The 14,764-nt window shown below is 41.6% G+C and carries 12 protein-coding genes; 4 read left to right on the forward strand and 8 right to left on the reverse strand.

The window, feature by feature from the left end; all coding sequences use genetic code 11:
- Positions 1-62 precede the first annotated feature (62 nt).
- The 6 genes from murB to CD00_RS0112005 form a co-directional block, all read right to left on the reverse strand.
- Positions 63-986 carry a UDP-N-acetylmuramate dehydrogenase gene (gene murB, locus CD00_RS0111980; protein WP_026656179.1) on the reverse strand — a complete coding sequence of 308 codons (924 nt, stop codon included), beginning with the start codon at positions 984-986 and terminating at the stop codon, positions 63-65.
- Positions 987-998: 12 nt separating this feature from the next.
- Complete coding sequence (locus CD00_RS0111985; RefSeq protein WP_026656180.1) at positions 999-1,934, reverse strand: ROK family glucokinase; 936 nt, start codon at positions 1,932-1,934, stop codon at positions 999-1,001.
- 38 nt (positions 1,935-1,972) lie between these two features.
- On the reverse strand, positions 1,973-2,926 hold the full coding sequence (gene hprK / locus CD00_RS0111990) for an HPr(Ser) kinase/phosphatase (protein ID WP_026656181.1): 954 nt from the start codon (positions 2,924-2,926) through the stop codon (positions 1,973-1,975).
- Positions 2,927-3,094: 168 nt separating this feature from the next.
- Positions 3,095-4,951 carry an AAA family ATPase gene (locus CD00_RS0111995; protein WP_330370412.1) on the reverse strand — a complete coding sequence of 619 codons (1,857 nt, stop codon included), beginning with the start codon at positions 4,949-4,951 and terminating at the stop codon, positions 3,095-3,097.
- 160 nt (positions 4,952-5,111) lie between these two features.
- Complete coding sequence (locus CD00_RS0112000) at positions 5,112-6,089, reverse strand: type I phosphomannose isomerase catalytic subunit (RefSeq protein ID WP_034462513.1); 978 nt, start codon at positions 6,087-6,089, stop codon at positions 5,112-5,114.
- An 89-nt stretch (positions 6,090-6,178) separates the two neighbouring features.
- Positions 6,179-7,492 (reverse strand): sugar phosphate nucleotidyltransferase, encoded by a 1,314-nt coding sequence (locus tag CD00_RS0112005; protein WP_026656185.1) that lies wholly within the window; start codon positions 7,490-7,492, stop codon positions 6,179-6,181.
- 346 nt (positions 7,493-7,838) lie between these two features.
- On the opposite strand from CD00_RS0112005, the gene CD00_RS21520 reads away from it, so the two are divergent.
- The 4 genes from CD00_RS21520 (at position 7,839) to CD00_RS20730 (ending at position 9,540) form a co-directional block, all read left to right on the forward strand.
- Positions 7,839-8,258, forward strand: coding sequence for a Mu transposase domain-containing protein (locus tag CD00_RS21520; RefSeq protein WP_442856192.1), 420 nt, complete (start codon positions 7,839-7,841; stop codon positions 8,256-8,258).
- A complete protein-coding gene (locus CD00_RS18255) occupies positions 8,197-8,664 on the forward strand; it encodes a Mu transposase C-terminal domain-containing protein (protein WP_051594182.1) in 468 nt (155 codons plus the stop codon). Before CD00_RS21520 ends, CD00_RS18255 begins: the two co-directional genes overlap by 62 nt.
- Before the next feature lie 162 nt (positions 8,665-8,826).
- Complete coding sequence (locus tag CD00_RS20725) at positions 8,827-9,165, forward strand: ATP-binding protein (RefSeq protein WP_242838969.1); 339 nt, start codon at positions 8,827-8,829, stop codon at positions 9,163-9,165.
- Positions 9,166-9,171: 6 nt separating this feature from the next.
- Entirely contained in the window at positions 9,172-9,540 is a 369-nt protein-coding gene (locus tag CD00_RS20730; RefSeq protein WP_242838970.1) for a hypothetical protein, read from the forward strand.
- 50 nt (positions 9,541-9,590) lie between these two features.
- Here the strand turns inward: CD00_RS20730 and CD00_RS0112020 are convergent, their stop codons facing one another.
- Together CD00_RS0112020 and CD00_RS0112025 are read right to left on the reverse strand one after the other, a co-directional pair.
- The gene (locus CD00_RS0112020; RefSeq protein WP_026656186.1) at positions 9,591-9,941 is read right to left on the reverse strand and encodes a hypothetical protein; all 351 of its coding nucleotides are present in this window, start codon (positions 9,939-9,941) and stop codon (positions 9,591-9,593) included.
- Positions 9,942-10,046: 105 nt separating this feature from the next.
- Entirely contained in the window at positions 10,047-14,717 is a 4,671-nt protein-coding gene (locus tag CD00_RS0112025; protein WP_026656187.1) for an Ig-like domain-containing protein, read from the reverse strand.
- Between the last annotated feature and the right edge of the window lie 47 nt (positions 14,718-14,764).

Consider the following 14,764-nt stretch of genomic DNA (forward strand, 5'->3'; position numbering starts at 1 on the left):
AAACTCGCTTGAAGCTCGTTAAGTGTTCCCCCATGGCTCGCACTAGACTCGAAATAACCTCGTCAAGTGCTCTGCTCAAATCTACCAAGCATAATAACTTCGGGCTCCAGCAATACTCCATAGGACTCGTATACCTTCTTCCTTACGTCATCAATTACTTTGTATATATCGGCCGAAGTTGCAGAATCTTTATTTATCACAAATCCGCAATGTTTCTCCGATACACATGCACCGCCCACGGTATAGCCCCTAAGTCCGGCATCCTGGATAAGTTTACCCGCAAAATTTCCTTCAGGTCTCTTAAATGTCGATCCGGCACTGGGATACTCAAGCGGCTGTTTGTCACGTCTTCTCTGTGCAAGATCGGACATCTTTTCTATAATTGCTTCCTTCTGTCCCTTAGTAAGTTCAATAAGTACGGACAGAACAATGTATTTTTTTCCTTTAATAAAACTGGTTCTGTAACCAAATTCCATGTCGTCGCATGAAAGCGTCACAAGCTCACCTTCAGGTGATATGGCCTTGACTTCCTTTACGACCTGCTTCATCTCGCCGTCATAGGCGCCTGCGTTCATGACCATCGCGCCGCCGATAGTTCCGGGAATTCCCGCAGCGAACTCAAAGCCTGCAAGTTCCCTGTCTCTTGCAAAAGAAGCTATGGCTGAATTAAGCGCACCGGCCTCTGCCCTGATACTCGTGTCACTTTCTGCGGATACATCAGTAAAGTTCTTGAGTGAAACGACAGTTCCGTCATATCCTTCGTCAGATACGAGAAGATTACTTCCGTTTCCGAGAATAAAATACTCTTCATTAGATTCTCTGAGCTGCTCCACAACTTTCAATAACTGCTCAGTGTCTTTCGGGCTTATAAATAAGCTCGCAGGCCCACCTGTTCTAAACGTAGTGTGCCTGCTCATGTTTTCATTTAATATGATATTTTCTTCTGAGACAATTTCTCTCAGAGCATTTACTAAATCGTTATTCAAAAAAATCTCCTTTTAATACAGAAGCATTCTTGCTGCGCCGAAGACTCCCGCATCATTTCCAAGCTTTGCAAGTGCAAACTGTGCTGTGCTGCAACCGGAAAATACATACTTTTTAAATGAAGGCATCAAGAGGTCAAAGAGCATTTCTCCCGCTTTTGAAACTCCGCCGCCGATAACTATTATCTCAGGATTTACAACCGTAGCAACACTCGCGATTCCTTTTCCGAGGTAATAACCGTACTTCTCAGCGCATTTAACGGCAACCTTGTCACCTTTCTTGGCTGCGTCGAATACGTCCTTGCACTCGAAATCTTTGCCGCGAAGAACGCTGTCTTCTGCCACCTCTGCAAGAATTCTCTTAGACACTCTCACTGCTCCGGTAGCACTTGCGTACTGCTCAAAGCAACCGTGATTGCCGCATCCGCATGCTTCAGGCTCATCATCAACAAGATGGATGTGTCCGATCTCTCCGCCTGAACCTGTTGCTCCTGTTAAGATCTTGCCTTCGTTTATGATTCCGCCGCCTACACCTGTTCCGAGTGTAACAAGGAGCATGTTCTGATGTCCCTGTCCGCCGCCTCTCCACTGCTCTCCGAGAGCTGCAACATTAGCGTCGTTTCCTGCTTTTACCTTATACCCTGTGAGAGCTTCGAGCTCTTTTACCACATTGAGCTTGGACCATCCAAGATTTACGGCCTGAAGACACATGCCATCTGCATCTACAGCACCGGGAACACCAAGTCCGATTCCGATTATATCGTCGGATGCAAGATTTTTCTCAGCGATCTTAGCCTTAACAGACTCTGCAACATCACTTAAAATGCTGCTTCCGTTGTTCTCTTTTCTGGTAGGTATCTCCCAAAGCTCAACTTTCTCGCCTTCCTCTGTAAGAAGTCCGATCTTAGCAGTTGTTCCTCCGATATCTACGCCAAATACATATTTTCCCATTACCTCTAATAGTCTCCTTTTGTATTATTCCTCTTCAATTATTCCTCGTCGTCATCATCGTCGTCCGAACGTCTTCTTGCAAGTGAGTTCTGAACTCTGTTGTAGAGCTCCTGCGCAGCATTGTAGCCCATCTGTTTCTGTCTGTGGTTAACTGCTGCCGACTCGCAGATTACCGCAAGATTTCGGCCCGGTCTTATTGGAATCCTGTGACAAACTATCTTGTTTCCAAGGTACTCAGTGTACTCTTCCTCAAGTCCGAATCTGTCGTACTCTCTGTCCTTGTCCCACTCTTCAAGCTTGATAACAAGGTCGATAGTCTGTGTCTCTCTTACGCTGGATACACCGTAAAGCGTTTTAACGTCTATGATTCCGACACCTCTCATCTCAATAAAATGCCTTGTAATATCAGGCGATGTTCCTATGAGAGTCTCCTCACTTACACGCCTAAGCTCAACCGCGTCATCCGATACAAGACGATGTCCTCTTTTAATAAGCTCGATTGCTGTCTCGGATTTACCGATTCCGCTCTCACCCGTTATCAAAACGCCTACGCCGTAAACATCGACAAGTACGCCGTGAATTGAAATGCAAGGAGCAAGTTTAACATTAAGCCACCTGATGATCTCCGCCATGAAAACAGAGGTGGACTTCTTGGTCATAAGGACCGGTACTTTCTCCTCAACCGCAATTTTCAAAAAGATAGGATCGGGAGCCAGGTCCCTGCAGAAAACAACTCCCGGTATATCAAAGGAAAGCAGTTCTCTGTACATCTTCTCTTTTTCCTTATCAGAAAAAGATTCCATGTATGTATATTCTACGAAACCTATAACCTGAAGTCTGGTTGCCTCGAAGTGTTCATAATACCCTGCAAGCTGCAACGCCGGCCTGTTAATATCAGGCTGAATAATGCGGATCTTCTTGATATCAAGCTCCGGTGTCAGGTTTGTGAGCTTCATTTTATCAATAATTGTTTTAAGACTTACGCTTGCCATCAATGCCTCCCCAACATAAGTATTTTCAGTTAATTACTAGGAAAAATGATACCATAGATGGGGGAAATTTTAAAGCGAAGGAAAATGTCCATAATCAGCTGCTAAACATACTTCTATATCAATTCCAGCTGATTATCTCGTAATATCACGTGTATAACCAGCTGGAATTCAATAAACATCTTTTTTATTGACAATTACACATTTTTTCCCCGAGAATGCTATTCCAAGTATTATAATATCCTTAATTCCTTCCTCGTACATTTCTGTAGCATAGCCATTTTCCTCTATTTGGTAAAGCGCTTCCTCAGACAACTGATTAAGTGCCTTATCGCTTAGATCCTTTCCCCATTTTAATTCCATGATTATACCCGGATATTTATCCGTTCTCGGAATCATACAAATATCATATCTTCCGTCACCTGATTCTCTGTTTGATCTTATATTGTACTGATCATCCATCAAAGCAACAAGTCCAAGCACCATACCGTGATAAAAGCCCTCTGCTCCAGCATCATAAAAGCTAATACTTCTCTTCATATACTCGCCTATGCCCTCTTGCAGCTTCTTTAAATCCATAGAATACAAGCTCTCTGCAATCTTATTGGCTGTTGCTCTACCAATAGCACCAATCTGCATTAGATGCGTCATAACCTCGCTCTTATATACCGCTGATATCTCCCGATTCGGTATCGCCACTTCACAAAGCCACGTTCCATCCCCTTGAAGCTTCTTACCAAATACTTTCAAATAACCCGCAACCAACAGCAGACTATAGATATTTGCAGGATCTTCCGTAAGCGACCTGTATACCACGCTCTGATCAATCTTCGCGATTACTTTTTCTCCCATAAGTAGCAAATTAAGCTTCTCAATTACCTCCTCTGTAGCAGTTCTTAATACATCATCCAGTATTTCATTTTTCCCAGTATTAACCCAATATGCCTGAGGTAAGCAGCCTTTGGAAATGTAGTTTATAACTGACCAAGGATTATATATCTCCATACTTCCAAAAAGATATCCATCATACCAATCTCTTAATTCTTTTTCCTTGTCTGAAACGCCATAGTATTCAAGCATATCCTTAACTTCAGATTCAGTAAAACCAAAAAATTCGTCATACTCATCATCCATTACAGAATTAACCATAAGATTGTTTAAACCACTGAATATACTTTCCTGCGATATTCTTAAAATTCCTGTCAGGAAACCATATGACAAATTCCTGTTATCTTTAAACGCTCCGGAAAAGAAATTCCTCATAAATCCAATAATTTCATCATAAAACTCTTTGGAATATCCTTCCTGTATAGGAGTATCATATTCATCAATAATAATAATGGGCGCCTTATCGTAATGCTCAGAAAGCATTTTTGAAAGTTTCAAAAGAGCAGATGACAGCTCCACTTCGCTTGCCTGTCCGTTCAATACCTTCTCATAATAATCTTTCTCATATTTTTCAAGCTTATTGCTGTTTTTTAGCTCGGAATGTCTACCAAATTCATCTTGAAGAAGCTCTGTAATTTTAGAAAAAGTCGCATCCCATGAATCAAACTTCACATCCTTAAACGTCATAAAAATCACCGGATATTTCCCCTGATGCGCTCTATATTCAGGTCCACACCTCCATATCGCTTTATCTGCAAAATATCTACTTGTATCCTCAGAAGATATCTCAAAGAAAACGCGGAGCATATCCATATTTAACGTCTTGCCAAAACGCCTTGGGCGTGTAAATAAAGAAACTAATGCCTTACAATCCAAAAACTCCTTGATAAGCAACGTCTTATCAACATAATAGTAGTCAGATTGCGCCCTAATATAATCAGATATACCTATCGGAAGCGGCTTTTTCTCCTTTGCAGATTCACTTTTAACATATCTGCCGCTAACAATACGATTATCTGTAGGCCTTTGAGCATTATCGGGTATTTGCCACTGTTTGCCGACTTTTTCAGCCCCAGGAATCTTTCCATCTTTGCAAAATTCGGTCACCCTTCGCTCTGATATGCCCCATATTAATGCCATTTCTTTGCATGATTTCATCATATTACCCTTCGTTCACTAATCATCGATTATATTTATATTATAAGCAAAGTTCGGAAGGAAATCAAAATATAATTGATTTCCTTCCGAACTTTATAATTTAAAACCATTTAATCTAAATCATTTTTGGTAAAACTCAATCTCAGCACCTGACATCCAAAAGTTCCATAACTCCGTTAAGCACAAGCTCCACGGAATCAGCAGGCACGAAGACGCAGTCTCCCTTATATATATTTATGTATTCTTTCCTTCCGTCTTCCGTGCAATAACTGATATTTCCGCATCCGTCATAGCATAAGAGAACCCTGAACGAAAGCTCATCGGAGCTGTATGTAACCTTCTGCCTTCTCTCGGTATTTATCAGCATCCTGCATACTTCAAAATACTTACATCTGCTAAGAAGCTCATTCGCAACACCCGGGCTATACTTAAGCACCCTCATTGCCTGCCTAGGTTCACCTATGTTCTTTAAATTCGAAACTTCAAGTGCCTTATCCACATGAAGCTCTCGCTTTTTACCGTTCTTATCCACACGGTCGTAATCGTACAGCCTGTAAGTGAGATTACTGTTTTCCTGAATCTCTGCTATAAGCGCGCCCGCACCTATAGCATGTATCGTTCCCGCTTCTATAAAGAAAACGTCATTCTTCTTAATGGGATAATATCTAAGATGCCTCTCAAGCTCTCCTTTTTCTATGGCATCTCTGATGGCTTCTTTACTGCAATCATATTTTAGGCCGTAAATCAACCTGGAATCCTTGATGGCATCAAGAACATACCACATCTCCGTCTTACCTAGCTGACCGTTTTCATACTCTCTTGCATATTCATCGCTTGGATGAACCTGCACAGACAGATTCGCCTTTGCATCAATGAACTTTATGAGAATCGGAAGTTCGCCAAGCTCCTCGCAATGCTTTCCCAGATATTCGGAATGCTCTTTTAAAACGTCGATAAGGAGTCTTCCGTCAAACTCACCGCCCGAAACAACACTCGGTCCGTCAGGATGCGTACTGCATTCCCATGTCTCCGCCAAGGGATCCATATCTATATTTTTACCAAAATCATCGTTAAGCCTCTGGCCGCCCCAGAGATAATCCTTCGCGGCAGGCTTTAACATAAAAGGAAAATTCTTCAATGTGTCATCTCTCATCTTTTTGTTTTGACATCATATTATATACAGTTGGACTTTTGACATCTAAATCATATTTATTCAAGGTTATATTTTTGTTTATCCTCTACAGTAATATCTTTTCCAAGCTGTACCTCAATGAGCTTAAGCTCAGTCTCTGCAAAAACCGTATGTCTGCATCCTGCACTCATGGTAATAACGTCTCCGGCCTTGATATTCTGCTCCATTCCGTCAACCACAGTTCTGCCCTTACCGGAGAGAACAACCCATACTTCATCTCTGTTCTTATGGCTGTGATAGTTCATAGAATGACCTGGATTAAGAACAACTTTTATTGTCATCGACTCAGATTCAACATCCATTACCTGATACTTTCCCCATGACTTCTCGGCAAACATAATCTGCTGATTAAATTCCTCAACATAGGGTTTGATGTAACTTGACTGTTCCTTGTCGGAAACAAGTATTCCGTCGGGAGATGCTGATACCACAACATCCTTAAGTCCCATGCAAAGTATAGGAACATCAAGATCGTTTAATACATGCACATTCTCACACTTATCGTTAAGAACAGCATTTCCGACAATATTCTCATGCATAGCCTCTGTCAGAGTATTCCAGCTTCCAAGATCCTTCCAGCTTCCCGCATACTTCATCATTCCTATGCTATTCTCTTTTTCAACAACCGCATAGTCAAAGCTAATCTTATTACTGTTATCATATCTGTCAAAAAAGTCCTGATAATCCTTAAAATCAATAAGCTCATGCGCCTTGTTAAGCACATATCCAAGTTTAAATGCAAAAACACCGCCGTTCCAAAGAGCACCTTTTTCAATATACTCCTTAGCCGTAGCAACATCGGGCTTTTCCTTAAATTCAAGAACCTCGCTGACATCAGCGGCTTCCTTGGGAATAATATATCCGTACTTCTCACTTGGATAAGTAGGCTCTATCCCCATAAGATTAAGGTTGTAATCTCCCTTTGCCGCCATATCTGACAAATCTGAAAGAGCCTTAAAATATGTATCATCGACATAAGGATCTACAGGGCACACTACAACAGGCTCATCGTCACCAACGCCCTTCACATCATGAAGGAAACTGCACGCGAGCGCGATTGCAGGAAAAGTATCTCTTCTGCAAGGCTCAATTGAAAGATCCACCGCCTCACCCAGCTGATTGTTAATAGCTGACGCCTGACTCTTAGATGTAGCTATGGTGACATTGGCATCACCGTCAACTTCCCTGATTCCTCTATACATACGCTGAAGCATAGATTCATATTCGCCATCTTCAGTCTTAAATATTCTGATAAACTGCTTACTTCTGATGTCGTTGGACAAAGGCCAAAGACGCTTTCCGGATCCACCTGATAATAAAATTATGTTCATAATTATTAACTCCCTTACTTTTCAGAATAATACATATCGATTATGACACAATAATGTGATAATTCTATGATTATTAAAATCCCTTCATAAATATTCATAAATAAAAATATCCGTGCATATTTTTAGTATCCACGATGCTTTTTTCTTTTTAGAACACATCACAATATAATTATGCCTATAATAATGAATTCTACAACATAGCCAGTGGAAATGAAAAAGGACTTGTTGAAAACCATGTAGGTTTTGCAAGAAAGAACTTTATGGTGCCAGTACCAAAAGTAAAGAGCATCGACGAATTAAACGCCAGGCTCCTTGCCTCATGTACTGACTATATGAGCACCCATAGATTACCACTAAATCAGTTTCAGTTAAAGAGGCCTATGAAGTTGAAAGGTACTATCTCCATTCCGTACCTGCTTACAGGTTTGATACCAGCAAAACCGAGACTCCCTCTGTTGGTGATTACTCAACAGTAAGATTTGATAAGAACAACTACTCAGTACCTGTTAAATATCTCAGGAAGGATGTTACTGTAAAAGGCTATGCCAATACAGTGCATATCTATCACAAAGGCGTTCTCATAGCAACTCATGACCGTGCCTATGGAAAGAACAAAACTGAATATCGTCTTGAGCATTACATTGACCTTCTGGAGCGTAAGCCAAGGGCTATGTTCCAGGCAAAACTAGTGAGAACAACTTTCCATGATCTGCGTATCAATGGGACTTGGTCTCCTTCATACCAAAGTAAGAGACGGTACCAGTAAGGGTAAAGTAGAACGCCACTTTAGAACTCTAAAGGAAAGATGGCTCTACGCTCTTGATATAAAGTCTATTGAATCTCTTGAGCAGTTCAACGGCATGCTCAAAGATTACATGCGTAACTACAATACCACCTTTCACCGTGGCATAGACTCTACGCCGATGAACAGATATCTGAATTCCCAGTACAAGCTCCAAACACCTGCATCACAGGAATGGCTCGATGAATGCTTCCTAAACCGCATAACACGCAAGGTAAGAAAAGATTCCACTGTTTCAATCGATAAGGCCAGCTATGATGTTCCCATGCAGTTCATATCCTCAAAAATAGAAATCCGTTTTCTCCCAGGTGACATGGATTCTGCCTACATATTTTTTGACAAAAAAACACTATCCGATACGCAGGACTAATCGCAATTAAAACTGCCATACCAAACGTCAGACCCCCATTGATTACTCAAAGATTGGATGTGAGATCTTATGTTCAATAGCTTTTACGGTCTATCCTACAACCCTTTCGACAAACAACAGATAAAAGAAAAGGACTTTTTCATCTCTAATGACTTTAAGTAAATGACCAACCGCCTCAACTATCTTAAAGATATCCGAGGCATAGGCGTTTTTACTGAAAGCCCCGGCATAGGAAAATCATATGCCTTAAGGTGTTTTGCAAACGACTTAAACTCAAGTCTTCATCACATGGAATACATGTGCTTATCCACCATAAGCGTTTCAGATTTCTACAAACAGTTCTGCAGCATACTCGGTGTTTCCGACAAAGGCGGAACCCCCACTATATTCAAAGCTATACAGTCGCAGATTTCTTATCTTTGCAAAGAAAAAAGACAGCCTCTGCTTCTCGCAATCGATGAAGCTCAGTATTTAAACACCTGTATCCTCAATGACATATAAATGCTCATGAACTACGGATACGATTCAGTAAACTGTTTTACACTTATACTATGCGGAGAATCTCACTTAAATGATATCCTAAGGAACCCCGTACATGAAGCTCTTCGCCAAAGAATCACTGTCCACTACAACTATAACGGACTTGATGACAATGAAGTTGCAAAGTACATACTTCACAAGATAGGTCTTGCAGGAGACTCAAAGACCATCATCGACTCCGCCGCATTATCAGTGATTCATAGTACTACCCAGTGGAATCCGCGTCTTATCGATAACCTTATGACCGATGCCATAACCATTGGTTCTCAGTGCCAGAGCACGGTCATCGATGCAGACATAATCCATGCCGCATTCGAAAACCAGATGCTAACTTAATATAAAACTTTAAAAGTACAAAGGCTGTGACTATATGTCATGGCCTTATTTCAAAAACGAAATGCGCTTTCTGAAATAAAACTACAACAATTTGCGGCATCACAACTGTCAGCCCGCGGTCTTAAGAAATACCACACAATCGGAGTAAGAAATCCACCGAAAACAATCTGCGGATTTCGCCTCCAACAATGTGCCGTCGGACATTTCGGAAGATTCTCGTATCCGTAAGCAATAGTCTTACATCCGGATGACTTGTTCGACCAAGCGACCATCTCGTTTGCAAGCGCATATCGCTCTTCTGCTGAATGTCTCTCGATATGCCTAAGCCATATATTTGACTTAATAAGATAAAAAATAATTCTGTGAATATTGATTATGATTGTGTGATAAAAATTCCGCATCAGTGTGTTCTTTTCCTGTAAATTTTTAAGACTAGATCTTTTACCAAATTCCATGAATTACTGCACTGTATCTTAATATTATGATATTTATTCTATCACATAATCTTATTTTTCAACCTTACTTTTTACTTTAAGTAAATATACCGCTCCTCCGCTAACGGACAACGCTGCCACAGCAGCAAGAGCGTAAACGAAGAATGATAAGCTGTTTTTAGCCGCATTCTTTTTGTGAGGATTCTCTTTTTTCTGACCGAGAATATCCTCTGTCTCGACAGGAACTTCCTTGGTTGATACAAGAACACCTCCGATTGCGAGCGTCTCCTTGTTGCCGGCATAGTCCTGTGCGATAACAGTTACGGACTGTCTTTCCTCAGACTCGTTAAGAGTGATCGTCTCTACGCCTCCTGCTCCCTCGAGTTCTTCTCCGGTGCATGCCTTGACAATCTGACCGTCTTTGTAGATAGTGAGGTTCTCAACCCCCATGTTGTCTGTAACATCAACATTGAAGTCAATTGAATCCTGTTTGTATACGCCGCCCTCTTCAAGTCCTGCAGATACGATACCCGGCGCCGTCATGTCCACCGCGAAAGTAATCTCGGCATCTCTTGACTTGTTATCCTGAACGTTTGTAGCTTTGTCCTTACTGTAAACCGTTACGGAGTAAATTCCGTCCGTTCCAAAGTTCTTTTTACCGATCGTATATGTATATGTCTTCCATGAAGTATCGCTTCCCTGGCGACTGACAGCATAATCCTTGCCGTTGACAAGCTCTCTGATATTACCGTCGCGGCTTATCGAAACATCTTTCTGAGTGAGCTCATCGATGTTGATCTCAGTTATCGTGATGTCTTTTGGCTGGTTAATGTAATATTTCTCATTGAACTTTCTGGCCACATCGCCGACAACGAATACCGAACCGTGGCGGTTAACGGAAAAGACAAGTTCGTCCTTGGTCTGATTTCCCGCCATATCGCAAACGGTCGCCTCAAGCACGTACAGATCGTCCATGCTCTTGTCATGCGCAAAATCGCTGTATGAAACCGCAAATCCGTTCTCTATCTGCTTCACGCTGCTTCCGACATTTACAGGTCCGTTGTTTGCGCCCTTCAGAGTAACCTTAGATGCCTGAATATCAATGTATTTATCGCCGTAAACTACAGTAGGCGCAACCTCGCCGTTGTTGGCCGAGAAGTTCTCAACTCCTGAGAAGTTAACTTCGGGAGCTGTCTTATCAATAACGAATATATCCGACATGTACTCGGTTGCCGTGTTGCCCGCAAGGTCTTTACATTTAATGATATATCCGTATGTTCCGTCTTCGCTGAATGAGATCTGCGAAACATTCTTGTCATCCGATGACGAGAAACCGCCAAGTCCCGGCATTGTACCCAAGTCGCTTACAGGCTGAGGCGCCAGTTCAACAAGTTTGTCGTCAAAAGACATCTCTTTAATATTTACATTTGCGATTCGTGTATCCTTGTAATACTTACCGTTTCCGGGTGTAAGGCTGTTATATGAAACATTTATCTCAGGCGCTGTACGGTCGATTACGAACTCCGCCTCAGAAACCTCATTGGAGCTGTTTCCCGCCTTATCCTTACAGTTAAACTTGAGCGTATACTTTCCGTCCTGCTCAAAGCTAACCGTGCGCGTATACACATTAACCGCTGTGTTTGCCCAGCCACTTGCTGATGCTTTTCCAACCTGCTCATCAATTGCAAGCTTCGCTTCATCTTCGTTAAAAGAAAAATCTGTAACCGTGATGGTTGCTGTTCTTGCCTTATCATAGTACTTATCATTGTGAGGATCGTTCTCGTCAAATGTAAGCGTAACTTCAGGAACCGTAGTATCTACGCCAAACTTGTTTCCTTCAGCGCTGTCATGGTTCTTTGACATATCATTCGCTTCAACCGAAACCTGGTAGAAACCGTCGCCGTCAGTTGTAAATGTTATGACATGCTCATCGTCGCCAAGATCTCCGCTCCAGTTATTCAGCGGCTCAACACCAACTTCTCCGCCTGCCACATCAATTTTTTTCACACGGACAAAAGAACTTGTTTTATCAAGCCATTTATCGTTTACCTTTACAGTGATCTGAACGTTTGAAGGATAGTACTTGTTTCCGTCTGCGGAAGGTGCTTCTTTATCATAGGTTATCTCAATCTTGGGGGCAGTCTTATCGACAACTATCTCTGTGCTTGTTTCAGAACTTGTCTGTCCGAGGGTATCACTGGCAGTTGTCTCAATCTTGTATGCACCGTCGTTTTCGAGAAGGAAATCGTAAATGCGCTTGCTAAGTTCAGTGCTGTCTTTTTCATTATAAGAAGGAACTACATACTTAACCGATCCGTCTTCGTTTCTGAATTTGATTGAATCAACCTTAAGATCGATATCTTCGATAGTTACCTTTCCGCGTGCGCTGCCATCAAAATAAAGTCTGTTTTCGTCCTGCGCAACCTGTCCGTCGATATCATAAACAATAGTCGGTGCAGTTCTGTCTATAATGAATCTTGTCCTTCCAAACTCTTTGTTGTCCTTCGCATGATCTGCGACATTTTCTGCAGCGTCGCAAATACTGAGCACTTGAACTTTATAATCGTCTATGTTAAGTTCGCCTGTTGATCTTATCTTTTCCTCGAACACATAATACTCATCCGTGCTCTTAGAAGCGTTAATGTCGTTGATTTTCTTGGTTACTACTTTGTCTTTACCGTCATAATTAACCTTGTATGTTATGCTATCGAAACCGCTGACCTTCTTGACATCCGTCGCACCGTCGCAGTTCCTCGGAACCTTGATGAGTACAGTTATATCGCTGTTAGCCGCAAACCATCCTCGCGTAAAATCGTGGAAAAATCTGCCAAATGAAGTGAGGTTAATCTCATTCTCATCACCTTCAACAACAATCTCCGCTGAGGGAGCCGTGTTGTCGATTCTAACAGTCTTCGTGGCAACCTGCTTGTATAAGTCTATGTCATTATCGTTTTCGTCTTTCTCGCTGTCGCCGTAAAAATGGCAGCTTACTTCATAAATCTTTTCGCCTTCTTCTACAGGTATATTAACTGTTACGCTGAAATAGTGCTTTCCGTCTGAACTTGAATCATTTGAAAAGCTGCGCTGTATCTGAGATTTATCGACAGGAATTTCAGACGTATTTCCGCTCTCGTCTGTTTTCTTTATCTTTACCGACTCTATCTCTCTGACTGTTTTATTCTCAGTCTCAATCGTCATTCCAAACGTTTTTGAGTTAACCTGCTGCCACTCTCCTTCATTATCGATAGTGTTAACAGATAACTTGTTCTCCTCGTCTTCCGGATAATAGCAGATTGTCGGGAAAGAATTAAAGAGATCCGACATTTCATCATCATCATTATTAGGAATGGATGATTCGTTGCCCCACTTATCTTTTGCGATTACTTTTTTGATCGAATAGTTGCCAACCTCGCTTGGTGACCAGGTATAGATGTTTTCATCATTCTCGCGCTTAGTCAGTAGGTGCTTTGCGTCTTTCGAGTCAACAATAAACACTTCGTTTTCGTCAACGTCTGACTTCTCGTCCTTTACTTTTACTGTAAATACCAGATTATCGTTATTTGATGAAGCTATAACACTTTTTCCGTCGCTTCCTTCATATTGAACCGCACCCGTTTCAGTGTTTATAGAAGGTGATTCAATGGAAGGGCCTTCGGCGTCGATCTTGATCACTGTAGCGGAGAATGTGTAATCTTTGCTGAGTTCTTCCTGTCCATGGCTTCCACTATTGCTTCCGCTGTTAGTATTATCTGTGTTGTTTTCGCCATCACCGTCGTTGTTATTGTTTTCGCTACTGTTTTCGTTGTCGTTATTGTTTCCGGCATCATTATCGTTATTGTTTTCGTTGTCATTATTGTTTCCGGCATCATTTTCACTATCATCGCCGAAATCAATATCTTCGTATGAACATGTGATAGTTTTTTCTTCAGTATCTATAGTGCCGCCCGAAACTTCTTCCAGCTTGTAGTTGTCGGCAAGTGCATAGTTAAAAACAATTTCTCTTGACTCACTGTCTTCCGACACGTCAAAAGAATATGTATTACCGTCGATTTCATCACCATCCAAATAAAGCTTAAAATCACCTTCGGCTCTATTCTCAATTTTAAATGATATATTGCATTTTTTTACTTTGGGAGTTGAGGGAGTGGTATTCTTCGCCTGATTATCCTGATTAGACACTCCGTCTTTGGCTTTTGTCAAAAAATCTAATTGATTTCCGGTATTACCGATAACAGCCATAGATGTCAGCAAATTTCGAGCTACATCTTTGCTTTTTGCTCCGTCCATTTTTCCTAAATCGTATGATTCTGCATTGCCTGGCTCTACGGTTTCTTTACCATTCTGTTCCGTTGAACCATCGGCACCTACGCCATTCTGCTTTGGTAAATCGTTGCCGGCTTCATCCCTCTGCTCTGATGCGCCGCCCAATTTTTCATCTTCCTGCTTGTTTAAATCACCGGAATTTGAAATATCCTGTTCTGCTCCGGACTCGCTCTTTGGCTCAACCGGTTTGGACTTATCCTCTCCATCGATTATTACAGGACCATTCGTTGTAGGGCCATTTTCTGTACTTGTACTGTTTTGTTCTGTTTCTGTTTTTTGTTTTTCTTCTGTGGAACTTGCAGATATCTCGACATCATCTGCATAAGACGTGATTGTGGCATAATTGCCGAATAAAAGAACTGGTACCATCATAACCGGAAGCACTTTTTTCGCAATAGCCTTGACTTTGGTGTACATCATACTTCTCCTCCAAGATATTTCCAGACTTTATATGCTTTTCCCCAAAA

This window comes from Butyrivibrio sp. AE3003, from assembly GCF_000686065.1.
Lineage (GTDB): Bacteria > Bacillota > Clostridia > Lachnospirales > Lachnospiraceae > Butyrivibrio > Butyrivibrio hungatei_A.